Below are 25,232 nucleotides of genomic sequence, written 5' to 3'. Positions count from 1 at the left end.
CGACAACGCTATCCCAACCGAGTACGAACACTCGATAGGAATCAGAAAAGGCCCCATGAAGTAACTAACCGTGTACCCGCCCGCGACACGCCGAGCGGACACACATTCTGCTACTTAACCCCGACCTCGTCTACAGTGTATAGCTTATATAACTGGAGAAGGTTGGGAAGCTTTCGAGGTGGGCATATTAAATATTGCTTAACGCTGATCCTGGTAGGGTTGCAGCGGCTTGACCAACTATGAAGAAAAGCCTAGTGGATAACTCCACTAGGCTACTTGCTCCTCCAACTGGGCTCGAACCAGTGACCCTTCGATTAACAGTCGAATGCTCTGCCAACTGAGCTATGGAGGAATACATGCTGTACGTCGAACTCTGTGTTCTCTGTGCAACGAGGAATAACTATATAGGGTTCATGCGATTTCAACAAATTGCCAGCACACGGCGGTAAAATGACTGAATTCGTTGTCCTTATGTAGCGGGAACGCGTCAGGAATGGGTCAGGACTCCACTCACGGGGGTTCCTGTGCAAAAATGGTGGGTAAGAAGACTAGTTCTATGGGAACCAGTAAGCTGGAAATAGTGGCTCAGTACGCTATTGAGGCTTGAGAGCGACGGATTTAGTACTAACGAAAGAGAGAAAATTGCGGATCCTCATCATTTCGCAGTATTGGTCGCCAGAAAGTAACGTGCCGCAGCGTCGCTGGGAATGGATCGCTAGCATTCTAAAGTCTCAAGGCCACGAGATTAGAGTCATTGCTCCTCCGCCGGCTTCTGTTCGACGGGCCTCTATTAAGCACTGGTGGAGCGCATCTCTTTTCCGTCCTCGAACAGAAGAAGAAAAGAATGACGCCGTAGATTTAGTCATCCGGAGTGGGTTTATCCCGTGCGGTGGCTCATTGATACAGCGTGCAATCGGTCAAGCAGGCATCGCTCTGGGGTCTCTCTATGCAGTACTAGTAGAGTTTGGCTTTCGGAAATCTTGGAAGCCTGAATTGGTTATAGGTACAGTGCCGGCTTTGCCAACCGCCGTGGTCGCCTTTGTAGCAGCGAAAATCTCAAGGGCGAAATTGGCTATCGACTTAAGAGACGCCTGGCCCGACCTCTTAGCCTATTCGAGTGAGTGGAATAAGGGGATCAAGAGTGCTTCGCTAAAGCATAAAATCTTGAGCAGAGGGCCGATTCAGTTCGTTAGTTTTGTGGTTGCTAGGACTCTCTACTACGTCTTGGGGAAAGCCCAAGGTGTCATTTTTACGGCAGAAGATTTGAAATTAGATTTTCAGAATCGACCTCAGCTGCGGAAGAACTCAAAACTTCTGAACAATATGGTTACTATCCGGAATGTTTTTCCCCGAGAGGGATTGGGGCAGAAGAAGGCTCCAGGCTCAGGGGAAGGACCTCTAAAGGTGCTGTATGCCGGCACTATAGGTCGCGCCCAACGACTTCAAAACGTGATTGATGCAGCGGTGATCGCGGCGGAGCGTGGAGTGCCGATTGAGCTAAAGTTCGTGGGCGCAGGAGATGCTCGCTTGTCAGTAAAAGATTATGCAAAGCAAAGAAAAGTTCCCGCAACTTTCATTAAGCGGAAGTCAGCTGACTCCATCTCAGACTATTACGACTGGGCAGATACCGCGCTTGTCCATTTAACTGATTGGAAGCCATTAGAAAGAACTGTTCCCTCTAAACTGTTCGAGCTTATGGAGTACGGGGTGCCAATAACAGGTGTTGTAGCCGGGGAATCGGTCAGGTTGATCGAGTCCTTGGAAGCCGGTTATGCGGTTCCTCCCGAGTCGCCGGAAGCTCTAGCGAACCTGTGGTGTGCCTTAGCTCAGGGCGAATTGTCTCTCAAGGCTAGCGAAAGAGCTAAACATTGGGTTGAGAACGAACAGAACAACGTTGTGCCCAGCTTGATTGCTAAGTTCTTGAAGCAGATGGAGTCATAAGCATGCCGGCTGGAATTGGTCGCTCGGTCATCAAATTTTGGTCCATCAATGTTGTGGGACTTGTACAGGATCCTGTGCGATTTTCGAATCAAATGGTTGAATTCGTGCGCTTAAACTCAGAGTCCAAGGTAGCCCGAGCATGTGTGAAGGGGGCGCACTTTGTACTTTCGGCAATGAGGAGCCCCGGGTACGAGACCGCCGAGGCCGGGGAATTGAGTAGGGCGATAAAACAGCTGAAAAAGGCGCGATTCCTTAGGCCATTGACGTTTTCGTTTGAGAGATATCTCCGCGGGAAACTTTTGCAACTCCAGTCAGTTGAATGCTTTGAGGGAGCAGTTGAACGCAGCGGTAGCGCAGCCGCCCCGCGGGTACTGTTTCATTTCACGAATGCATTGCCCTATACCCAATCTGGATACACGCTTCGGTCTAAAGCACTATTCAAGAGTTTAAGGGCAAGGGGAGTAGAAGCGTTTGCTTGTACGCGCTACGGATATCCGGAGAATATCGGTAGATTCCATCATGGTCCATATTTTGTCAACGATGGTCTCGAATATTTCGTGTTGGGCTCCTTATTTGCTCCGTTTTCAATTACTCGCCAGGAGGATCTGGCCGTCCGCCAACTAGTAAGACTCGCGAAGGAAAAGCAAGTAAACATACTTCACACCACCACCCCGTACACAAACGCGCGCGTGGTGGCTCGCGCAGCCGCTCTACTTGACGTCCCATGGATCTATGAGGTCCGAGGCGAGCCCGAGAGCACGTGGGCTTCGCAGTCTCCAGACCCAGAAAAACGCCGCAGCTCGGAGTTTTTTGAATTAGCGCGTCAGGCCGAAACAGCGGCGATGATGGCTGCAAATCAAGTAATAGCGTTAAGTGAGGTGTCGAAAGGGGACCTAACGCGTCGAGGCGTTCCAGAATCGAAAATCAAGGTCGTTCCGAACGCTCTGGAGGCTGATCAGCTTAAAACTCATACTGACAAAGCGCACGCCCGAAAACGATTGGGCCTAGGCGACGAGTTCTTAATCGGTGCAATTACCTCAGTCGTGGATTACGAAGGGCTAGACATTGCTATAGCTGCGATGAAGGAGATTCCAGACGCAACTCTCATTATCGTAGGAGATGGAGTGGCTCGACCAGGTCTTGAAGACCTAGCCGATGAGCTTGATTTGAATGATCGGGTTGTCTTTACTGGTAAGCAGCCGGCTACTGATATTCACCTTTGGTACTCTGCCTTGGATGTGTTCGTGGTACCGCGGCGAGACGTTGAAGTTTGTAGGAAAGTCACTCCGCTTAAGCCGCTACAGGCGATGGCCTGCGGAGTACCGGTAATCGGAACTGACCTACCAGCGTTAAAGGAAATCACCGGTGGATTAATGGTTGAAGTTGAACCGGATAACCCCTCCGCGCTGGCCAAATCAGTTGATTTAGTCCGGCAGGTGGAACTCATCGTGAATCCTCGGGAGCTTGAAGAATGGGCCAAGAAGCGATCATGGGAGCGGAATGCGCACATCTTGGAGGGTCTGTACTTAGAGCTACTGAGGGGAAGATGAATGGGTCAAAAACTTTGCGGCTTCAGAATCCAGTAGGATTTTGTGCGGCTTAAACGCCTTCCGTTGCCGCTTGATGATGCGGTCAGCTTCTTCAAGTTTTCCTGTACTAACTCTGTTTCCCCAGACACGGTAAGTTGTAGTTACGGTTTCCGCATCTCCGTCAGCAATCATGTCGCCTTCGTGCAGCCATATGGCACGAGTGCAGTGAGTTTGAATTGTCGCAGCACCATGAGACACGAGAAAGACTGTTCCGGATCCAGCGAGAAACTCGTCCATACGATCCTTAGCCTTAGCTTTGAACGTGGAATCTCCGGTGGAAAGGGCTTCGTCAATTAGTAGTAGCTCGCGTCGAACTGCTGTAGAGATCGCAAAAGTCAGGCGAGATTTCATGCCCGACGAATAAGTCTTTAAGGGACGATCGATTGCAGACCGGAGATCCGCCCAATCGATAATCGGATCCACTAGCTTCGAAGATTCCGCTGGGGTTAGCCCCATTGCCAAGAGGCCTAAATTAATATTTTGGCGACCGCTTAAATTCGATTGGAGAGCCGCCCCGACGCCGAGCAAGGTGGGCTGGGAGGAAACAAACACGTCGCCGGAATCGGGCTTTGATGACCCAGCAATCATTCGTAGAAGGGTTGACTTTCCTGAGCCGTTTTTACCCAGGATGCCGATCGATTCTCCAGAATAAGCTACAAAGCTAACGTCTTTTACTGCTTCCACAGTATGCTTCGAAAGTTTTTTGGATAAAACATGCTCAGAACCGGAGCGATTAAGGTAGTAAGACTTCTTGAGATTACGAGCGACAACCGTTGGGTTATTTGACAACTGCGTACCTTTCCTCGGCTTGCCAAAAGTAGAAGTATCCAATAATCAATACCCCGAATGACCAAGCTGCAATATACAGCCAAGTGCCTAAGGGCGGTACCTCACCGTCCAAAACCAGTTGCCGTACGGCGGTAAGAAACTGGTAAATGGGATTAGCTTGCATGATCTCTTGAATGTGGGGATTTTTATCAAATTTGCTCAGATCGAAGAATACACCCGAGATGAAAAAGAGACCTCGATTGATGATTCCCACTACTGACTTTAGATCCGGGATGAATGCTGTAGCTCGTCCCACAATGAACATGCAACCGAGCGAGAAGCAGTGGATTAAGAAATACAAGGGAACCACTAGAATGATGGTCCAAGGAATTCCTTTATCGAGCTGAAAGAGAAGTGCGCCTATTATCGCAACCATGGCGGGGATTGCATGGTCGATCATTTGCTTAATAGTCGTTGAAATAGGGACGGCTGCTGTGGGGAAGTTAAAACTGCTAATCAACCCTTTTGATCCACGGATGATGGAAGTGCCAGCTGACAAACCGCCAGTTGCGAATTTGAGGTAAATTACACCGATTGTTAGGAAGCCAATGAAATTGTCCATTCCCCTAGATACGTGAAGAACGTAGCCGAAAATGAAAGCGTAGACTGCCACGTCTAGGATCGGTTGAAGGATAAGCCAAGCGCGTCCGAGGAACATATTTCTACCTCGGCTAAGCGATTTACTGCGTGCATAAGCCAAGATGAAATGTCGGCGGTCAAAAAGACGACGAGTATAAGACGCTAGGTTATCTCGGCTCCGTAGGTTATATAACTGGGAATCGTCAACGAGCTCCAAGTTGCGGAAACTAGCGTTTTTAACGCGCTTGGGCTTTTCTTGTTTTGCGTTGGTTCCCTCGGGAGCACTGTCGCTGTCGTTGTTCAATTGTGATTCCACAATTTCTCCACTGTGATGATTGCTCTGTAGTTACGGTCTAAGCTGTCACTGAGGATAGTCTAGAATCATCGTATGCAGTTAGGAAACTTTGAGCCGGCATCTTCCAAAGAAGAAGCCACGCCTGTCCGTACCTTTATTTTTGGTGGGTGTGTGAGTCGGGACACTGTTGAGTTTGCGAAGCACACCGACTTCAAGGTGCTCCGCTATGTAGCGCGTCAGTCTCTACTTTCCGTGGGCTCAGACGCGAAATCCAACATTCCTGATTTCAAACTGAAAAGCTCTTTTCAGCAGCGCATGTTAGAGAGTGATTTGTCGGGAAACCTCATGCGCGAGATATCGAAGAAAAACGGTATTGATGTTTTTGTCTGGGACTTGGTCGTTGAGCGGACCGGGGTTTGGGAGTTTCCAGATGGGAGCATTGCTACCAATAGCGCGGAACTCAGGCGGCTGGACGGCATGCCCCAAAATCTGAAAAAGGCCAGAAAGATTCCTTTCGGGTCCGCCGAGCACTTCCAGCGTTGGCAGGGGGCTGCAGCTTTATTTACTGAGTTTTTGGATTTTCTGGGGTTGAAGCAAAAATGCCTAGTCTTGGCACCGGAATGGGCCGAGTATCGCTCAGACAATAAGAAGACTGGCCGGATACGTGGTTTATCTGCCTCGCAGTATAATGAGATGTTCCGTAGATATTACGTGGTTCTAGAAAGGCTGGGGATTACTGTGTCAAGGATCGACGGCACAGTAGCTGACGAGAACCATAAGTGGGGAAATGCACCATTCCACTTCACTCGTTCGGCGTATGCTTCGATGGAGTACGAGATTAAGAAATCAGTGCACCAGACCAGGAATTAGCGGCATAGATATGAAACTAGAAGGTTTGCTGGCTTCCTTGCTGAAGAGAGCTCGTCAAATCCTGCACGGTATTAGAGCGCGAGTATACTGGGGGCGTTCCAGAGTCGAGGCGACTGTGGGTACTCGCTTTCTCGGACCGGAATTGGACGAAAACGCGAAATCCACCCTGCAAGGAGCTTGGCGCGGGTTGTCAGACGCTGCGGTGGGAGAGAAACGGCGAACGTCTAGCAGTAGCGGGGAAGTGCGGGCTTTTTCGCGTGGATATGAGTTCAGCAACCAAGGGTTCCTTCAACCACCGCCTTCACCGCGTTGGAAGGAGCTGGCTCTAGGTGAGGGGCGCCTTCGGGTTGAAGAAAACCTTCCTGTTGCATTGGCCCAGAAACGTGGAGTCTCAGTTGCCGTGCTGGGGCTTGCTATCGACTCGGAGGAAGGAATATCTGATAGCGACCTCATCGCTGACCGTATTGCTGATTTAATATTGTCTGGAAATAGCCTCGAGGCGATTGATGAGTACGTCCTGTGGCTAGGGGGCCGGTTCGTCCTTATCGCCGGGTGTGAAGACCAGTGGCGTATTCACGTAGATGCAATGGCAAGCAGAAGTTGTTACTGGACCGTCAGAAATAAACAACTTTTCGCTGCATCGCATTCTGCGTTGGTCGCTAGAGAGATAGAAGAATTCTCGAGGAAGCGGGCATATTGGGTTCTTTCAAATCCTGACTATGTGAGTGCTGCGGGAAAATGGTTGCCAGGCCGCATAACGCCGCATGATTGCACCGAGCTAGTAAGTGCTAATTGTGTGCTGTCTTTTGACGGGGAAAGGGCCCTGCACTCCCGCATTTTCCCATTGGAAAAGCACCGAGTATCCGCGGAATATTCGCCAAAAGAGGTCGCTCGCATTCTGATTGGTGAGCTTAGGGTGCAGACTTCGGCGTGGCTCAATACCTCTGATAAAACCTATCTCGCTTTGACCTCAGGCCAAGACTCTTTGGTAGTGCTGTTGTCGTGTATTGATCTTTTCCAAAAGCACTTCACCAAAGCTATGACCTACATTTTCGCGGAGAGAAAGGATCCTTTAGGGATCAATGACCTCCAAGGAGCCAATTTCCTAGCTATGCTGTCTGGTCTGCAGCACAAGGTAGTGAAAGTGGAACCGTTCATTTTTGAAGGAAAGTTTGCTTCCGCGTACAAACGATCGTTTCCTACTTGGGCTCGTTTTCCGGCTTTAGCCAAATCTTTGTGGCAGAACTTCCCCAAAGAATCCGTAGTCCTTTTTGGGATCGGTGGTGAAATCGGCACAGTCTTTTATAAAGATAGGACCGAGAGTCCGGTTAACGGCGAAATCCTAGCCGGAAAGTTTACGACGAGTAAATTCTCCTCCAATTCTCGCCTTGTCGCAGACATGGAGGAGTACATAGCTTATACCCAGCTAGATTCAGTCTCCCCGTCGCTTGCAAGCTTCTATGACCTCTATTATTGGGAAAATCGAATGACCAGTTGGGCGGCTGCGGGATACTCCGAATATGAATTAGGGCCCTCAATAGGTCTTCCGTTCAATACTAGGAGAATAATCTGGCCAATGCTCAACTTGTCGTACGAGAATCGGTTAAACAAAGCAGTGTACAAAACAATAATTCGTTGGAGTGGGTGGCCTCTGTGACTCAAAATGGAAGATTAAACAAGATGGTGAATAAAACTGAATATTATTTTAAACGAGCGCGTCAGGTGGCCCGAGACGAAGGCCCTTCTGAATTAATTCGCCAAACGAAAAAGCGATTTAACGTAGGAACGGTAAGCAAAAGGACCGCTACGTTTGACCCGCTGGCAGTAACCGCCCAAGGGAAAACTAACAGGACAAGCCCATTTAAGGGCCTACGCGTTGGCGTAATCATGGATGAATTTTCTCTCCTGGCATGGGGAGAGGAATTTACAATCGTGCCAATCTTGCCTGGGGAAGAATCGAAACTTCAATCCCTTGAGCTTGATTTATTCTTGGTCGAGAGTGCTTGGGACGGAAATGGAGGAGCCTGGAAATACCAATTGACTGGCGGTGCCGCTCCCAGCACCGCGCTTTCCGTGATCGTCGAGCAATGTAAGCAACTTGGGATTCCTACGGCCTTCTGGAATAAAGAGGATCCTCCCCATTTTGAGGACTTCTTGGATACTGCACGATTGTTCGATTTCGTGTTTACGAGTGATGTCAATTTGGTAGGTGCCTATAAGCAGGCTTTGGGGCATGACCGAGTGTGGCCTTTGAGCTTTGCTGCTCAGCCTGCGATTCATAACCCTATCCGGACTGATATGCCTAACTATCAGAAAGGAGACGTGGCTTTTGCAGGCATGTATTTTGCTCACAAATATCCAGAACGCCGTGAGCAAATGGAGATGCTGCTGGGCGGAGCTATGGACGCATCAGGGCATCTTGAAGACGGTCTCCGTATCTTCTCTAGATTCGAGGGAAAAGACGAGCGTTATCTTTTCCCGCAGCCGTTTTCCCAAAGAGTTGTGGGGTCTCTGCCGTACGAAAAAATGATTGCGGCTTACAAGAATTTCAAAGTCTTCCTAAATGTGAACTCTGTAGTCGACAGTCCCAGTATGTGCTCCCGTAGAGTGTTTGAACTTCTTGCTTCTGGCACGCCTGTAGTCTCTACATGGAGCAAGGCACTTGAGGTGACTTTTCCTTCTACTGAATTAGTGCTTGTAGATAGTAGGGAAGAAGCCACGTTGTCTATTCGTGCCTTGGTTAATTCTCCTGAGTTGAGAGACAGGCTGGTACATCGGGCGCAAAGAAGGATCTGGGAGAGCCATACCTATACAACTCGGGCAATGGAGATTTTGGAACGAGTTAGTCCCTCTGAATGTGAAGGTCTGAAGACTAAACCAAAAGTTAGTGTTATTTGCTCTACGGTGCGGGAAGGGCAATTGAAGCATGTATTTGAGCAGGTAGGTCGGCAATCCGGAGTGGATGTCGAGCTGATTTTGGTTCTGCACGGGATTCAAGTTGGTGACAAGGAGATTGCAAACTTCGCTGAGGAGGCGAAAGTTCATCAATACCGTGTACTTAGGGAGGAGCGAAGTTCCTCGCTAGGAGAGTGCTTAAATGCAGGTATCGCTGCTTCGTCAGGCGATTTCATCGCCAAGTTTGATGATGATGATTTTTACTTTGCTTCATATCTTTTGGATATGTATAACTCGTGGTCCTTTTCTGGTGCTGACCTGGTAGGCAAACAGGCAAACTATGCGTTTTTGGGCAATGAAGAATTGCTGATAGTTAGGCGGCCGGAGAGGGAACATCGCTGGACGAACTTCGTAGCTGGCCCTACTTTCTTCGGTCCCCGCAATACGTTTGCGGAAAATAAATTTGAGGCGCGTTCCCGAGGGGAAGACACTGCGTTTATTCGTTCTCTTTTGAGGAAAGGGGGGAAAATATATTCCACAGACCGCTTCAACTTTGTTCAGATGAGAAATGCTGGACAACATACTTGGGAAGTCTCAAATGCATCGTTTTTGGCTAATGGGCAGGTCGTGGGGATTGGTCGGAATTTCGAGGCTGTTGAATGCTAGATGGACCGCGTGCTCCCCAAGGGTTTTCGATGTAGGAGCGTCCCCTTTGTGGAATAATATACTGCGGTTCTAAAACGTCGAATTAAAATTTGAAAATACTTTTTCTCCCGAGGAGGGGTTTTAGTGAGCATTGAAGAGAAACAATTGGGACCCATAAACAAGGTTTGTGTTGTTGGGCTGGGATACATTGGTCTCCCGACTGCAGCTTTTATCGCTGATTCTGGTATCTCCGTAGTGGGGGTGGACATCAATGAGCGCCATGTGGAGAAGATCAACAATGGTGAAATGCCCTTTTTTGAACCTGGCTTCGAAGCTTTATTAAAAAGCGTAGTCGCCGATGGACATCTCAAGGCTGATACAGAAGTAGCGGAAGCAGACGCGTTCATTGTGGCTGTCCCGACGCCGTTCAATGATGACTATTCAGTCAATATGTCCTACATCGAAGCGGCAGCGAAGAATATTGCTCCTGTGCTTCGACCGGGGGCGCTCGTGGTCCTAGAATCAACCTCCCCTCCAGGGACCACTGAAAAGATGGCTGAAATTCTTTTAGCCGAAAGGCCGGACCTATCGACGGATCCTGAAAGTGCTAACCGTCTCTTAGTCGCACACTGCCCTGAGCGGGTATTACCGGGCAAGATTATGGAGGAGATGGCCGCTAATGACCGAGTTATCGGAGGCCTAAATCCCCTGTCGACGGATAGGGCGAAACAGCTATACTCCTCTTTCTGCAATGGCGAGATGCTATTGACGAATGCAACAACCGCTGAGATGGCAAAGCTGACCGAGAACTCGTTCAGGGACGTGAATATTGCCTTTGCAAACGAGCTGTCAATCATCTCAGACAAGCTTGGAATTGATGTTTGGGAATTGATTGAACTCGCCAACCATCACCCACGAGTCAATATTCTGAATCCGGGCCCTGGTGTGGGTGGCCACTGTATTGCAGTTGATCCTTGGTTCATTGTTTCTTCGGCTCAGGAGGAGGCCAAGCTGATCCGTACGGCGAGGGAGGTTAATGACGGCAAGCCTGCCTACGTTATTGCCAAAATTACTGAAGCAGTCGAGGCCGAAGGCGCAGACTCAATCGCCGCACTGGGAATAGCATTTAAGCCGGATATCGATGATTTGAGAGAATCCCCTGCTCTGTCTATCGTGCAACAAATGGCCGAGAAGTGGCCGGAGAAAAACATCCTAGTAGCTGAGCCTAATGTGAATGAGCTGCCCGAGAGTCTAACCGCATATCAAAACGTGCAGCTAGTTGACGCTTCTCACGCGATATCTTCAAGCCCCGTGGTTGCTGTCTTAGTGGACCATACACCTTTCAAGAGCCTCGAAAAGAGCGTCTTGGAAGGAAAGAATGTCGTTGACACACGTGGCATGTGGAGCTGATCCTAGGGATGAAGAGGTTGGAATCCGGCAAGTCGCTTGCAAGTCTTGCCGTGTTAGCCGCTGTGTTGTTAATTGCCGCGGTGCTGTCAAGCAACTTAGTTCGCGCTGGGCTGTTGATTTTGGCGGTGGTAGTAGCGGCTTTGATCTTGATTTTAAGCGTTTCTTGGGCACGACGAGTAGAGGCACAACGCCGACAGGATTACCGCAGTGTAATGTCCGTTGCTAAAGAGTTGTCGCTGCTCCGAAACATGTCGGGAAGTATAGCCAAATCGCGAGAGAGTCAACGCTTTCAAGAAGAACAACTAACCCAAATCAATTCCGCGGTCGAGGAATGGCGCCACGGGGAGACGGGCTCAGAGGGCGCAATCTCAGAACCTTTATCCTATTTTTCCCCTAGGCGTATCTCTGCATCGAAGCCCGTGGAGAAACCCAACTCTCATGTGGCCGGGCGACAGGCGGCGCTGCAAGACACTGGTGAGGGGTCCAAGGAAAAGCTACGGGAACTCCTTTATCCTTCCAACGAAATGACTCGAGTAGTGGCCGTTTTGGGCTCTTCCGACCTCCGTGAAAGTCTCTCGGGCTTCTGCTCCGTCCGGAAAATAGATTCTGCCGTTGACCTAGCGAAGGCAGGGAACGACATTTCTTGTCTTGTTATCGAAGAGGCGTCTTTAACCTGTGGTCGCTGGTTTGGGAGTCTGTCAGCTCAAGGGACGCATCTTTTTCAGGAGCTCCATAGCCAGATTGTGAAAGCGCAACGAAAGAATAATGTCCTTACGGCGGTCGTGGCTAATGCACCGGCCTCACATATGACGAGCGTTTTGCGTGACACCGCTGATGTTGTGCTTCCTGAGAAGCCAGGACAAGATTCTCGGGGCGCCGAAATGGCGAACCCAGTGATAAAGGCTATCGATGCATACGCGTGTAAGTGAGGTTAAGAAGTGAGCACCGCTGTAGTTTATGGGGACATCAGCCCGAATGTTGTAGATGGCTCGTCGATCTGGCTCATGTCAATAACCGAAACGCTTTCAAAGACATGCGATGAGGTCCATCTCCAGCTCAAAATGAAGCCGGATAACTATCGTCTCTTACAGTCCGTAGACAAGATTGAAAACGTCGTTCTACATCTTCCTCCGGACACCAGTTCTCCACTCAACGAGGAAGCCGCGGTTCCTGTCCTTGAATCGTTGGCCAATAAGGTCGGTGCTGACATCCTCGTTTCTCGAGGACTGAATTTGGCACACACATTAAGTCGCTCTTCGACCTTGGCGCCGATACTTTGGGCTTATATAACGGATCTTCCTTTCCCAATCACCAAGCTTTCTAAAACCAATGTAGGCCGTTTGCAAAGAATCTCGGCGAACTCTCGGAGAGTATTTGTACAAACTGAAGCGGCCCGAAGCTATCTAGAATCGATCGCTCCATTCGCGGCAGGGAAGACCTGCTTGATGCTCCCGATGGTACCGAGTGAGGCGTTTTCCAAGGAGAAACGCGGGGAGAACTACGAACAGTCGGACAAGCTCCGCATTGTCTATGCGGGAAAGATGGCTAAGGACTGGAAGACACTCGAAATGCTGGAGATTCCTAAGCATCTGAGAAAGTTGGGAATCGACTCAGAGCTATTAGTTGTCGGAGACAAGATAAATAGGGATAAGAGAGATCCTTCTTGGCACATCCACATGAAAGAGGCACTAGAGAAGGCAGCGGCAGATGCTGATAGCGGAGTTGAATGGTTAGGTGGTGTATCTCGGGATGAATCCATGGCAGCCATTTCGTCCGCCCATATTGGATTAGGTTGGCGGACAGCGGTACTAGATTCAAGCCTTGAGGTTTCCACAAAGGCGCTAGAATATTCTGCCCTTGGAACTCCTGCCTTAGTTAATTTTAACGATGACAGCCGTGCTCTGTTCGGTAGCGATTATCCATTCTTTATTGATGCGCAAGCTACTGCCGTGGATGCCGCAAAGGTCATAGCTAAAGCCGCAAACTCTATTGACCTAATGAGCCCACAGGTTCGGGGTAAGGTAGCAAACTTTTCAATGGATTCAGCGGTAGAGCGTCTAACTGGCTACTTCGAGGCGGCCGGCATAGTCCGTTCTAGTAAGCGTGCGGTGCCTATGGATGCGATTAAGGTCGTAATCGCATCCCACGATTTCAAGTTCATGGGCGAATTAGTGGATGCGCTTGAGAAGGATCCACGGTTCATACTCGAGAAGGACGTGTGGTCGTCTCTGCATCAGCATGACGAAGAACGCAGCCGAAAACTAGTCGATTGGGCGGACGTTGTATTTTGCGAATGGTGTGGTCCGTCAGTTCGGTGGTATGCAGAGCATAAGCGACCAGCGCAGAGGCTAATTAGTCGTCTACATGGATTCGAACTTCGTGGTCCCGGCCCATGGATGAAGGAAATCGACTGGCAAGGCGTGGACGAATTGATTTTCGTTTCGCAGCATTACGAGGAAATGGCGCTGGAACGACTTCCGCTGCAATCCACGGCTACTCGGGTAATTCCAAATGCAATTGATTTAGTGGACTTTGACCGGGAAAAGCTTTTTGGAGCTCAGTTCCATATTGGTCTGGTCGGCTACGTTCCCTTCTTGAAGCGACCAGATAGAGCTGTTTCATTTTTTGAAGAGCTATTGGAACAAGACGACCGGTACATCCTTCACATAAGAGGCAGGGCCCCATGGGAATACCCTCACGAATGGAGTAAGCCGCTGCAGAAGCAGTTGTATCTAGATTTTTTCTCATCTATTGCCTCGAACGAGCGACTACGGGATCACTTAGTGTTTGAAGATTTTGGGCCAGATATGGCGTCTTGGTTTAGGAAGATCGGCATCGTGTTGTCGCCAAGTGATGAGGAAAGTTTCCATCTTGCGCCTGCAGAAGGAATGGCCTCGCGTGCAGTCCCCATCGTGTGGGAGAGAGACGGGGCGAAGAACATTTTTGGTCCGTATGTAGATGGAGGTAGTGACCTCGCAATCGATCGCGTACTCGCCCTACGTGAACCGGAGACATTTGCAGAAGAGGGGCAAAAGGCACGTGAATACGCCTCCCGTTGGGGAGTTAAGAAAATTATTTCCGAATGGATCGATGCCTTGAACGGGCAAAATATTGCCGTCAAGGAGTCTGAGCGTACGGAAACTATCTAGGAGCTAGGATGTCCATTTACCTTTTGGCGGTGCCTAAGAAGAAGCTTCGCTCTACCGTTTCTGACGACCTTGCAGAGCATAATTCCGAATTGCTACGGCGGTGCTTCCAGAAATACCGCAGTTTGGTCAGTGATCACTATCGCAGTGAAATAAAAGTTTCCACACCGGGACAGCATGGGACTGCCTCTATAGGCGTGTGGAAAAGGGAGAACGAGTCGAACCGCGTCGTCGCAAAGAAAGACTGGTGGGCGCATTCGAGCGGCCAGGATGTTTCCGAGCTCCTGTTAGAGAAGGTGTCCAGGCGTGGCGGCGAGGTTGTTTACACCGATCCTGTTTGGGGTAGCTATACGGCGATCTGGGGTGAGCGCTATCGCGATCGCGTCCTACTATGGAACACAATTCCGGCTCTAGAAGCGGTACATTATGCGGAGACGGAAGATTATGTTTTCGCTAGCAACAGACCACTTCTTGCTGCAGTAGCAAGAGCAGAGGGAGAAGCTTCTCCAGTGGCATTGGAAACTGACTTTTTAGATCAGTATTTGATGTTTGGGTTTAACCTCGATGCCGTATCTCCGTTTGAAGGCGTATCTACGATTGCAGTGGACGAGGCACTCGAGGTTAATGGCGGAGAAGTAAAGATTATTCCTCGTCCAGCAGGTCTAACCGCGAACCTCCCTAACCTTCACTCTGAAGAGGAAGCAGCTGAAGCACTCGCCGACGCGCTAAAGGCCTCTACGCACAGAGCTTTAGCGAATTTTTCGGGCAAAAACGTCCAAGTACGAATGAGTGGCGGTAAAGACAGCCGGTTATTGCTCGGACTAGTTAGGGACTCGGAGCAATCTGTCTATGGGGTAACCTTTGGCAAGCCGAATGATGAAGAAGTCCGAGTGGCGCATAATTTGTGCCGAGCAGCTAAAAAGAACTTGGAAGTAACTGCACCAGCCCCAGTTGATCGGTCAAGCTTGGCGGAAAAGGTTGATCGAACAATTCTCATGTCTGATGGCATCCCGGCATCTGAACCACATACTTCTATTTATTATGGATCCTCGCCGCGTGTTGCCGGTGACGCAATTATGCTGGGGCAGTGGCCACTAATGAAGGGCGGTCAGGCAAAGAAGCTGCACTATTCTGGGTCGGGCTTGCAAAACGCTTTGCGACGACAAGCCGGGTGGTTCGTAAACGAGGGAATCCGAGCGCAGTACGCTTATTTCCTTGAACAATGGCAGCGTGAAGTAGAGACGTCTATCGACCTCGAGTACTTGTATCTCTTTGCCCGAAACTTTAGGTCGGGACGTTGGCTGCATGCACATATAAACCTTTACGAGCGTGATGCAGTCATTGCTTATCCAATCGCTGATGAAGAGGTAGCTGCGATTTCTGACGCTATGACGATGTCAGAGAAGGTTTCACAGCGTGTTCTCTTTAGGGCCTTAGAAATGATTTGGCCCGAAGCGAACCGCATTCCTTTGTCCAACGGCAATAAATGGCGGTTTGAGAGTGCTGGTCCGGCGGAGAATCTTGGGGAAGACTCCTTTGCCGAGCGATATGCCGAAGTTCCTGCTCATGAGAGCGATGAATTCCTACAGGTGGATCCTCGGCTTAAAGACTCAAAAGCGATAGAGTACACCAAAGCTGTGGCCGTTCAGATGGCCAGTGAGTTGGTGGAATCTGCTAACTGGGATCTGCTCATTTCAAAGGTCACTCCCGAATTTGGGAAGATCTTGGAAGCGGCCGCAAACGGAGAACTTATCGTTCCCGAAAAGTCGTCTCAAAGAGAGATCGTGAAATTCATTTGGCGTTTGTACGTGGCTGACCGTTGGCTGCGGAAGGAATGGCTAGCGGCGAAAGATGACTAGCCCAAGGCTGTAGGTCGGTGAACATGATGTGCTCATGCTCACCGACCTCACTTTTAGTCTTGGGTGGGAAATAGCTGCAGCTTTAGTTTGCAGAAGTCATGGCGAGAAGAAAGCATCTGCTTTTCTTTCAATGAGAAGGTCTCTTCTGTGCCTTTTGCAAACTTGTGCTGGGCGTAGTACGAGTCCAGATAGTGCGCGATGGGGTTTATAGATTCCCCGTAAGTGGGGTAGATAAAGGATGTCGCGTGAGGGAAAGAGTTGACTTCCAAAACTCGTGGCATGTCGTCTTTCAAACTACGCACCATGATATCGACGCCGCCAGTGTATAGACCCGGAATCGCGGCAACTGCTCGAACAGCGGTGTCCCTAATTTCCTCCGAAATGATATCGGTGATATTTGCAGTTTCAGCACCGAAAGAAATATTAGAGATTGCGCTGAGGAGAACGCGTTCTCCTGCTTCGGGAATATCGGAGAAAGACAATGAATTGGAGCGCATGAACGCTTCCATGTTCGCGTTTCGGCGAAGAAGCCGCTTGCTTCGTGCGCGGTCCTTCTGACGCTCTTCATTCTTAAGCGCCATCAGTTCTTCGATATTGTGGGTTCCGTCGCCGGTAACGTAGGCAGGGATTCGGATGATTGAACCGAAAAACTCTCCCTCCACAACGGTGACGCGCAATTCAAAGCCGTCAACCATTTCTTGGACAATTACCGAGGGCTCTCGCTTTCGTTCCTTTTGCATCTCCACGCATTCGTGGAAGCGCTCTTTGAAGTCCTGTTCAGTAACGTTGAGAAAAACTCCGAGACCTTGGGAGAAGCTTGGTGCTTTGACCACAACTTCCCTCCGGCCTTGAGCAAAAGCGGTGTCGAAGGCTTTGTCAGCCTCGTCCGGTCCAAAAACCTGGTACCAGGGAACATTAATGCCAGCAGTGTGCAGGATTTTTTGTGTTTTTACTTTGTTCTGGCAGATTCGCCCAGCTGTCTTAGTGCAGGTAGGTACGTTCCAAGGAGTAACTACTCCGATGGGTGCATCTGCAGAATCCTTTAGAGTGATATACGGACGGTTCTTTTTCGAGCGGTCAATATGGAAGTTGCGCCCCGAGCGGCGGACAGTCCGAATCCACGCGTTGTGAATGCCTGTGGTGTAGCCATCTTGCCAATAATTTTGTTCAAGGCTGGGCAGAGAGTCCAGAATATGGTTTAGGTGCTCGGTACGCATGTAGTTCCAATCATCTGAGCTAGGAGTGGGTTGCTTATCGCACAGATTCTAGCAACGAGGGCAGGCTGACAAGTTAGTTCGCCTTGGTTCTCACTATTAAGCCCGAGGCAGTGCAGAGGTTCAGCGGTGTTACGCCGACCCAGCAAAGCCTAGAGTCTTAACTAGTGCCTAAGAGTAGAGCAGCTGTGTTCGCTCGATCTGGTCGACAATATAGCTAGCCGCATTAACAGGCTCTCCGTAACTTACATAGTGGTGAATGTCGAAGAAAGGCTGCGTATTGATTTCTAGAACTGTGATGTCGGCGTCAGGCTGTAGGGAAGAGGTGAAAATGTCTACTCCCACTGTTCCCGTTCCTGGGAAAGCCCGAGCAGCGCGCTCCGCAACCGCGATGTGTTGACGAGAAATTTTATCGATGACATTAAGCGTGAAGCCGCCTCCACCTACGGAGGATATTGGATTTAGAACGACTACTTCGCCGTGCTCGGGCACTTGCTCGAGTGTCCAAGGGCTTTCGGCTAGCCAATCTTCATCTATGTTGATCTCCGTAGATTTTAGGTAAGCATCGGCCTGTCGGCGTTGGAGCTCGAGATCCACCAGTTCTTGAACCGTATGCTTCCCGTCACCTACTACAAATGCGTTTAGCCTAGAGCAAGCAACGCGTACACGGCCACCGATGACTAAGACGCGAATGTCGAAACCAGCGAAGTATTCTTCGATTACAATTTCATCGCCGTAGCCGCTGTCAGCTGCTTTAGTCCAAGCTTTTTCAAACGACTCGGTATCTTTGATATTGAGAGACACGCCTCGCCCTCGGGTACCGCCATTCGGTTTAACCACGACAGGGCGATCTTGCGCCTTAAAATATTCGAGGGCCTCAGCCTTAGTCGCTGAATTGAACTTCTGGCCGTTAGGCGTCGGCACGTTATTGGCTTGAAGGGTCAATTTTGTGGCCTGTTTGTCGTTGGAAACCCGTCTAGCGAACATGCTCTGGGTAGAAGGGCCGTGGTAAACGGTTCCTCCCACCGTTTTACCGTTATTCAAAAATATCCATGTGCCGTCTTTGACTTTTTGGGTCTCCCAGCCGCGGGACCTCGCTTCGCCCAGCATAAGTTTTGTGCGGGACTTAATCCGGTCATAAGTATTGATTGGCAGCTTTGGTTTCAAAATTTCGTCACTTACCAAAGCAATTAGGTTTCTAGGATCATAGCTCACGTAGTCATAGTACATTTAAGGTTCTCGCTTTTGCACCGACTAACTCACTAATTCGCCCCATCGATGAGCCTGCAAAATCTCCGCAACACGTGCGGCGTGAGTGGAGGCAGTTCCTTGAGCTTTCATAAGATGCTGTCTCTGATGTGGCGGGGCTTCTATGCTTGGTCGGTAGAGTCCTGAGAGCATTTGGCTTATAGCATGTGGTCCTTCACGCTTATGGCAGAAGAGGCTGGGGGAAGGAAAAGGGGGAGTAATCCCTGGTCCTCTTTGTGCTCACAGTTAATTGGCAGGGAATTTTGAAGCGGTGCTATTGTTAAGGGCATGCGCGCTCTAGTTACCGGAGGAGCCGGGTTTATCGGTTCTCACTTGGTGGATTTACTTGTTTCTGGGGGACACTCTGTGTCTGTGCTGGACAATTTTTCATCGGGTCAGAAAGTCAATCTAGAATCCGCCATGAAATCCGGAACAGTTGAAATCATTGAAGGCGATATAAAGAATTTTGATTTCGGTGCCTTCTTCCAAGAACATCCCACTGATGTTGTGTTCCACCTTGCGGCCCAGATTGATGTGCGGCATTCGGTGGCAGACCCAGTTGAAGACGCTGAGTCGAACATTATTGCAACGATCAAACTGGCAGATGCGGCCCGCCGCAGTGGTGTACAGAAAATCGTTCACACTAGCTCCGGAGGATCGATTTATGGCAGGCCCGAAACTTTTCCTGTAAGCGAGGATAATCCGCTCGCTCCCGAGTCCCCCTACGCTGCCAGCAAAGCTGCCGGCGAACTATATCTGGAGATGTTCCACCGGTTGTATGGCATCAGCGTAAGTTTCGTAGCGCCGGCTAACGTTTATGGTCCACGCCAGAACCCCCATGGTGAAGCCGGGGTCGTTGCGATTTTCAGCCAGCGGCTTCTGAGCGGTAAACCCACCAAGGTATTTGGTTCGGGCTCCAATACTCGTGACTACGTGTACGTCAAAGATGTTGCTCGAGCTTTCTATTTGGCGGCTACCACACCCGGTGACTTCGGGCGTTTCAATATCGGTACGGGAGTGGAGACTAGCGATAGGGAACTACACACAGCAGTAGCGAAGGCGGCGGGTGTGGCCGATGACCCGGAGTTTGCCCTGGCTCGATTGGGCGATGTTCCTCGTTCTTCGCTAAATTCTTCAAAAGCAAAAAGGTATTTGGGCTGGCAGCCGGAGTATGACCTTGGGCGGGGAATTGAGGAAACCCTTGATTATTTCCGTGGCCTCGGCGCTGAATAGAGTTAAGGGCTCTCGCTAGAACTTGCGAGAGCCCTTATTTCTGTGTGGTTAGCCCTGTGTAGCCTTAAAACCCAAGCGGACGCTTGAAAGAAGCTCGGCTATTCGGTTCTCTTCACTTTCGGCAAGATTAGCTCGGACACAAACAGAATCGGCGTTCAGATCCTCAGCGAAAAGAACGGCGATTCCTACTAGCGGGGCTACGTCTTCGGGGGTTTCCTGAAACACAAAGGCGTTAGAAGAAACCATGAGCGAATCGAAACCTCTCACTGCGCCAGACCAAGAGTGAGCGGGAAGGACTGAAACCGTACTTTGCTCGTTGCCAACCTCGACTGAGTCGGTGCATAAGAGGTCTCGGTTGCCTATAGGAAGGCCCTTTGGGTAGTACTCAAAAGGCGTTGGGTGAACAGTGATAGGTGATGCTGCCCGCGCAATGGTTTCACCGGTATGAGGGGACATCCACTGCGGGACTGCGAAATCAGAACCTACCCACTTTCCAAAGATGAGATATAGCGCAATGGCCTCGCGGTTCGGGTCAATCTTTTCCGGCAGTTCATCAATGATGACCTTGTTGCTCGGGGGAATAGAGTCGTATTCCGAGAGAACGGCTTCGTAGCCAGTTCGGTTTCCTGGTTCCTGAATTCGTTTAAACTTCATTGTCTGCCTCGAAGTGCTTCGGTCCTACTACAAACGCGTTGGCTTTGTTCTCTAGAGTGTCGAACTTGTCGGCGATCAAGCCATGGTCGCCTACGAACACGTCAAACTTGCCTTCCGGTGCGAGCCGGATGAAAAGTGCAAATACTGCATCGGGCTCGCTGGCATTCAGGGAAGGAATGATGCCGTTTGCTAGTACATTTAACGGATCACTAGGTGCATCTCCGTCCGCCAGGGCAACGCTGAATTCGGCCCCACTTTGGCGCAGCTTAACCATATCTTCGTAGCTAGCGGTGAGAATGATTGAAACGTCGGTGATGACTTCCTCGGCTTCGTCTTCCCCGTGTTTTAGTAGATGTACCTTCGTGGCAGTAACTTGGCCGGTCCATTCCGCTTGGGGTAGGGGCGAGGTGACGATTAAATTCTTGGTGCTGAGGTGATCGGGGAGGTAGCGGCGTGCTTCCTCCATCATCTCCTTTTTGTCACCAATCTTTGGCCACTGTGGTGTGGCATTGGCCCGTTCTTCAGCGATTTTGCGCTGTGCTTCGTCATATCGCCAGCGCAAGAAGTTGAGGGTTTCTGCGGCCGCACGCGTTTGATTGCCTACGTCGGTATTAGTTACCTGGCTTGAATGCATACGGCGAAGCGTGAGGGGCTTGCCTGTGTGGGTTACTTTGTAGCCAGAGCGGAGCAGGCGAAGGAAGAAATTGTTGTCTACGCCGCTGGAAAGAGAAGTGTCATATTTTAGCTTTCGAATGACATCTGTTTGCAGCATCCAAGTACCATGACCCGGTGCAGAACCGGTAGGAATGGAACGCTCCGCGGTAGGATTCTTACCCACGAAGAGTTGCATGGTTCCGTCGTCGTGCTCAAAGTTGATGAAGCTGCCAACGTTTCCAACGGCGCCGGCCTCGATTCCCTCGAGCTGCCATTGGAGCCGGTGAGGGTGCATGAGATCATCATCATCGATGACGGCAGTGTAGAAGCCAGTGCTTTTCTCGGCTGCAAGGTTTCGTGCAGCCGAAATGCCTTGATTCTCTTGCCAATAGTACTTAATCCGGGAGTCGTTAAATTCGTCTACGACCTGCTTCGTGTGGTCAGAGCCGCCATCGTCGACGATTACGATTTCGAAATCTTGCATCGTTTGGTTAAGTACCGAGAGAATCGTTTCTCTCAGGAAATCTGCGCGGTTGTATGTGGAAATGGCCACTGAAACCGCCGGGTTCTCGTCGCCGCGGCGATGCTTCCACTGATTGGTATTTCGCACGAACGACTTGTCGTGGTGGACGACGGACCTGTTGAAGCGTACTGCTTCTCTTCCCTCGTCGGTTTGATTAACGGTGTTGATCGTCTTGGGGTGCCACATGTGGTACATGCGCACCTCGGGGTCATCTATCCAGACCGTCCTGTATCCAGCTCGACGGGCGCGTTGCGCGAAATCGAGATCCTCACCGCCGTAGGTGTGAAGGCGTTCATCGAACCCACGAATGAGGTCGAAGCCTTCTCGAGGAATCGCCATCATTCCGCCCATTCCCCAGCGTGGACGTAGCCGAGAAGCTCGTTCCATTTCCTTCCAGCTATTGGGGTGCTCAGCTACCCAAGAATCGTCCATTCCCTCGGGAAGGTCCCGGCACTGCAAGAAGTAAGCAGATTGCCCATCCTGTTTGGCTACGGCGGCAATGCGCTCAAACGCCTTAGGCGTGAAAACCATGTCTGCATCGGTAGATACCAGGATTTCGCCGTCCGCGTGCACGAATCCTGCATTAAGAGCTTCAGAACGAGACCAATAACCTTGGTCCGGCGTAAATACGTATTTCACGCCCAGTCGCTGTGCAAGCCTGCGGTTTGCTTCATGGTCAGTAGAGCCAAAGTCAGAGAGAATAACCTCACCATCGAACTGGCCAAAGGATTGACGGATAGACTCCAGTGCTAGCTCAAGCCGGAGTGCGCCCCAATCGCGGAATCCAATTACTACAGAAATGTCAGTCATTAAGCGGCTCTCCAAAAATAGTAACTACATTTGCCCCAGGCCAATTGGCCGTGACAACTAGTTCGAATGGTGGGGTGGGAATTGGGTTAGCCCGATCTTTCCACTGGACGGGCTCGATGATTACTTCGTCACAGCCTTGGGGCAGTTTGAAGGGGGAGTTGTACGTGGTTTCGCCTCCCTGAGAGCTACTGGAATATCGGTAGAGGGAGTTGAGGCCGGGGCTCCATTTGAGTCCAGTCGACTCTGTCAAAGATTCAGGGTTTTCAATCTTTGGGAAATCGATTTTGAAAGCATAAAAAGCCCAGCGTAAGTCCTTGTCGGTCCGAAGAGCTATGGAACAACTAGTGGCGTCGAAAGGAATGGAAAATCTTTTCTTCATAGAGAGAGTCCTTTACTGGTCTAGACCAAGATCTTTAATGATACTGGGCATAGGTGCGACAGGCGAGACAAGGTCGGGACCTGAGATAGGCTTTAATAAAAGCTTGGTCCATCATCGTCCCATTATTTGAGACTCAATCAAATGTGTACTGCCGATGAATTCGAAGCTCTAGTGTTCATCGTTCTAACTAATGCGTGGTCACAGCGCGTCTAGCATACAGAGGCAAAGAACCGTTTGGAGTCTCATTAAGCGTGGGCGAAGCCAGCCCTATTGTCGGCGCGAGTCAGAAATTTGCTTGCCGGAAATCTGGAGGGTGTAACCATGGTCAGAGTGCACAATATAATACGATTGCCTCATGGCTAACTCTCAATCTGTCCGCACCGTCGTAGTCCCAGCCGCTGGCATGGGGACTCGTTTCTTGCCCGCTACCAAGACTGTTCCCAAGGAATTGCTCCCGGTTGTGGACACCCCAGGCATTGAAATGATCGCCGAGGAAGCTGCGGCGGCGGGGGCAGCGAGGCTGGCTATTGTGACGTCGCCAAGCAAAGATGAAGTACTGCGCCACTTTGATGAATTCCCGGACCTTGTAGAGATTCTCCGTGCTCGTGGAAAGGATGAGCAGGCGGCAAAGGTTGAGCGTGCCGCGGAGATCATTCACCCAGTTGCCGTAACCCAGGAAAAACCACTGGGATTGGGGCACGCAGTGGGATTGGCTGAACCTGTATTGGATGACGATGAGGACTACTTTGCCGTCATGCTTCCCGATGACGTCATTGAGCCGACTGCAGCCATGAGTGAAATGATTAGGGTGCGCCAGGAGCAGGGCGGTTCGGTGTTACTGGCGGTCGAAGTCGACCCCGCCCACGTCTCCAGCTACGGGGTGTTTGATATTGAGGCTACTGGCGACGCCCGCGTGAAGAAGGTCGTGGGCATGGTGGAAAAGCCTGCGGTCGAGGATGCACCGTCGAACCTAGTGGCTACCGGCCGCTACCTGCTGGACCGCGCGATTTTCGACGCCCTCCGTCGCATCAAACCCGGCAAGGGCGGGGAGCTGCAGCTTACCGACGCCATCGATCTGCTCATCTCCGAAGGCCATCCCGTCCACGTCGTGGTCCACGATGGCATCCGCCACGACCTAGGAAACCCGGCCGGCTTCATTCCCGCCAGCGTGGAGTTCGGACTGCGCCATCCAAAGTACGGTCCTGCGCTGTTCCGTGATTTGGAGGAAATTATGGACAAGTACCGGCATGAACTGGGATAGGGAGACCCGAACGCGTTAACCCGGTATATGCCCATGCCTTGGCCGACTATGTTTTGAGCTTGCCTAAAACTAGAAATATTCATTTAGATGATCATAGTTCTGAGGCCAAACTATCTAGTCACTAGGGAACCCCGTCCGAGGCTATTTTCGGTTTTCGGGAGCAATCGTGGGATCAAGTACGGAATATTCCAGACCTAAGGATTGGTTTGGGTGCTTGTAATGGTGAAGTCTTGCAGTTTCTTCTGGGAGCCTTTCAAAAGAGCCGCGAGAAATTGAGTGTACAGAACTCATTGGGAGGGCTTCCGAAATCTTTACAATTGATTTGACTCTGTTGTCCCAGCCCTTTCCGTATTCAACGATGTCTTCGCGAGCCCAGCGATGAACTTGATTTCGTACAAGCTGATCGGGTGTCCAATTCGACATATCAAAATTGAAATTTAATAGTCGAAGTCTGGGGCTTTTGGCGTTTTTAATAATCGACTTCAGGGTCGATGTGCTAGGCAATGCGATGTACTCATCAACGTCAATAACGGCGACCCAATCTTCTGGGAATGATTCACTTAGCTCAGCTAACTTTTCTGGCAAGTACTTGTACTGACGGTCAGAAAGTGGATCTACAATTGGCAGGCCGCTGTTGTTTATATACTCGGCGTGTTCGGATCGCCACTTTTTAACTTCAGTCCACTTCTCCTCAGGGGATAAATTGTCGAAGTAAGAGCCGTTTGCCTCCTTGACGGTAATGTCAAGGTTCAACGGAACTGCTGCCGAGATTTCTTTAAGTACGTTTTCGCTTTCGTCATTCGGAGCGTCGAGAATGATATGAAAGTAGTTGAAGCCGATTTCGTGGTGGTACAAAACCCAGTCCCTGAGGCGATACGCATCACCACGAGACATGGTTAAAATGTGCAGGTCCATTATTGCTTCCTTAATTCATGCGTCGCAAATTCTTTCTGGACTAGTTTAGCTAACCCGCGACCGAATTCGGTCTGTGATTGCTGAATTTTAATTCTTCTTTTGGAAGCCTTTGACCAAAGGCAGTTAAAGAGCGCCCAAGGAGGATTCTCTCCGGCCACTGGTTTCCTCAGTATTCCGATAAACATGGAGGAATCTGCGGCGGCATCTAGGGTTGGTGATGGTGACGTCTTTAGTAAGTACGAGGTGCTTAGCCATGTTGATAAGTGCGCAGCTCTAGTTGAGAA

18 protein-coding genes and 1 tRNA gene are annotated in these 25,232 nt (G+C 50.3%); 11 read left to right on the top strand and 8 right to left on the bottom strand.

Going from position 1 to position 25,232, the window contains the following annotated elements:
- Nucleotides 1–279 precede the first annotated feature (279 nt).
- A tRNA-Asn gene (locus MHX61_RS09245) sits at nt 280–352 on the bottom strand.
- A gap of 251 nt (nt 353–603) precedes the next feature.
- Here MHX61_RS09245 and MHX61_RS09240 point away from each other — a divergent pair.
- Together MHX61_RS09240 and MHX61_RS09235 are read left to right on the top strand one after the other, a co-directional pair.
- A complete protein-coding gene (locus MHX61_RS09240) occupies nt 604–1,941 on the top strand; it encodes a glycosyltransferase family 4 protein (protein ID WP_239194325.1) in 1,338 nt (445 codons plus the stop codon).
- Nucleotides 1,942–2,084: 143 nt separating this feature from the next.
- Nucleotides 2,085–3,491: a glycosyltransferase family 4 protein gene (locus MHX61_RS09235; protein ID WP_239194324.1), complete on the top strand. Its 1,407-nt coding sequence runs from the start codon at nt 2,085–2,087 to the stop codon at nt 3,489–3,491.
- On the opposite strand, the gene MHX61_RS09230 is transcribed toward MHX61_RS09235, so the two are convergent.
- Both MHX61_RS09230 and MHX61_RS09225 read right to left on the bottom strand, forming a co-directional pair.
- Nucleotides 3,474–4,319, bottom strand: coding sequence for an ABC transporter ATP-binding protein (locus MHX61_RS09230; RefSeq protein WP_218840688.1), 846 nt, complete (start codon nt 4,317–4,319; stop codon nt 3,474–3,476). The genes MHX61_RS09235 and MHX61_RS09230 overlap by 18 nt on opposite strands.
- On the bottom strand, nt 4,309–5,253 hold the full coding sequence (locus MHX61_RS09225) for an ABC transporter permease (RefSeq protein WP_239194323.1): 945 nt from the start codon (nt 5,251–5,253) through the stop codon (nt 4,309–4,311). Before MHX61_RS09225 ends, MHX61_RS09230 begins: the two co-directional genes overlap by 11 nt.
- A 72-nt stretch (nt 5,254–5,325) precedes the next feature.
- On the opposite strand from MHX61_RS09225, the gene MHX61_RS09220 reads away from it, so the two are divergent.
- The 7 genes from MHX61_RS09220 to MHX61_RS09190 all read left to right on the top strand — a co-directional run bounded on the left by MHX61_RS09220 (nt 5,326) and on the right by MHX61_RS09190 (nt 16,057).
- A complete protein-coding gene (locus MHX61_RS09220; protein ID WP_239194322.1) occupies nt 5,326–6,102 on the top strand; it encodes a DUF6270 domain-containing protein in 777 nt (258 codons plus the stop codon).
- Between the two features lie 10 nt (nt 6,103–6,112).
- Nucleotides 6,113–7,759, top strand: coding sequence for a hypothetical protein (locus tag MHX61_RS09215; protein WP_239194320.1), 1,647 nt, complete (start codon nt 6,113–6,115; stop codon nt 7,757–7,759).
- Complete coding sequence (locus MHX61_RS09210; RefSeq protein ID WP_239194318.1) at nt 7,756–9,663, top strand: glycosyltransferase; 1,908 nt, start codon at nt 7,756–7,758, stop codon at nt 9,661–9,663. Before MHX61_RS09215 ends, MHX61_RS09210 begins: the two co-directional genes overlap by 4 nt.
- Before the next feature lie 123 nt (nt 9,664–9,786).
- The gene (gene wecC / locus MHX61_RS09205) at nt 9,787–11,052 is read left to right on the top strand and encodes a UDP-N-acetyl-D-mannosamine dehydrogenase (protein ID WP_284815461.1); all 1,266 of its coding nucleotides are present in this window, start codon (nt 9,787–9,789) and stop codon (nt 11,050–11,052) included.
- 8 nt (nt 11,053–11,060) lie between these two features.
- Nucleotides 11,061–11,981 (top strand): hypothetical protein, encoded by a 921-nt coding sequence (locus MHX61_RS09200; RefSeq protein WP_239194316.1) that lies wholly within the window; start codon nt 11,061–11,063, stop codon nt 11,979–11,981.
- Between the two features lie 9 nt (nt 11,982–11,990).
- Nucleotides 11,991–14,201, top strand: coding sequence for a glycosyltransferase (locus tag MHX61_RS11405; protein ID WP_239194314.1), 2,211 nt, complete (start codon nt 11,991–11,993; stop codon nt 14,199–14,201).
- Between the two features lie 8 nt (nt 14,202–14,209).
- On the top strand, nt 14,210–16,057 hold the full coding sequence (locus MHX61_RS09190) for a hypothetical protein (protein ID WP_239194312.1): 1,848 nt from the start codon (nt 14,210–14,212) through the stop codon (nt 16,055–16,057).
- Nucleotides 16,058–16,110: 53 nt separating this feature from the next.
- On the opposite strand, the gene MHX61_RS09185 is transcribed toward MHX61_RS09190, so the two are convergent.
- Both MHX61_RS09185 and MHX61_RS09180 read right to left on the bottom strand, forming a co-directional pair.
- Nucleotides 16,111–17,274: a hypothetical protein gene (locus tag MHX61_RS09185; protein ID WP_239194310.1), complete on the bottom strand. Its 1,164-nt coding sequence runs from the start codon at nt 17,272–17,274 to the stop codon at nt 16,111–16,113.
- A 168-nt stretch (nt 17,275–17,442) separates the two neighbouring features.
- Nucleotides 17,443–18,486 (bottom strand): ATP-grasp domain-containing protein, encoded by a 1,044-nt coding sequence (locus MHX61_RS09180; protein WP_239194308.1) that lies wholly within the window; start codon nt 18,484–18,486, stop codon nt 17,443–17,445.
- Between the two features lie 321 nt (nt 18,487–18,807).
- On the opposite strand from MHX61_RS09180, the gene MHX61_RS09175 reads away from it, so the two are divergent.
- Entirely contained in the window at nt 18,808–19,752 is a 945-nt protein-coding gene (locus MHX61_RS09175; protein WP_239194306.1) for an NAD-dependent epimerase/dehydratase family protein, read from the top strand.
- 48 nt (nt 19,753–19,800) lie between these two features.
- Here the strand turns inward: MHX61_RS09175 and MHX61_RS09170 are convergent, their stop codons facing one another.
- Together MHX61_RS09170 and MHX61_RS09165 are read right to left on the bottom strand one after the other, a co-directional pair.
- Nucleotides 19,801–20,406 (bottom strand): hypothetical protein, encoded by a 606-nt coding sequence (locus tag MHX61_RS09170; RefSeq protein WP_239194304.1) that lies wholly within the window; start codon nt 20,404–20,406, stop codon nt 19,801–19,803.
- Entirely contained in the window at nt 20,396–22,393 is a 1,998-nt protein-coding gene (locus MHX61_RS09165; protein WP_239194302.1) for a glycosyltransferase, read from the bottom strand. Before MHX61_RS09165 ends, MHX61_RS09170 begins: the two co-directional genes overlap by 11 nt.
- A gap of 734 nt (nt 22,394–23,127) precedes the next feature.
- Here MHX61_RS09165 and MHX61_RS09160 point away from each other — a divergent pair.
- Nucleotides 23,128–24,033, top strand: a complete 906-nt coding sequence (locus MHX61_RS09160; RefSeq protein ID WP_239194300.1) for a UTP--glucose-1-phosphate uridylyltransferase — start codon at nt 23,128–23,130, stop codon at nt 24,031–24,033.
- A 141-nt stretch (nt 24,034–24,174) separates the two neighbouring features.
- On the opposite strand, the gene MHX61_RS09155 is transcribed toward MHX61_RS09160, so the two are convergent.
- A complete protein-coding gene (locus tag MHX61_RS09155; protein WP_239194298.1) occupies nt 24,175–24,948 on the bottom strand; it encodes a glycosyltransferase family 2 protein in 774 nt (257 codons plus the stop codon).
- Between the last annotated feature and the right edge of the window lie 284 nt (nt 24,949–25,232).

The sequence above is a fragment of the Corynebacterium sp. ACRPF genome (assembly GCF_022347395.1).
In the GTDB taxonomy this organism is placed as follows: domain Bacteria; phylum Actinomycetota; class Actinomycetes; order Mycobacteriales; family Mycobacteriaceae; genus Corynebacterium; species Corynebacterium tuberculostearicum_D.
This window is presented reverse-complemented; position numbering and strand designations above follow the sequence as displayed.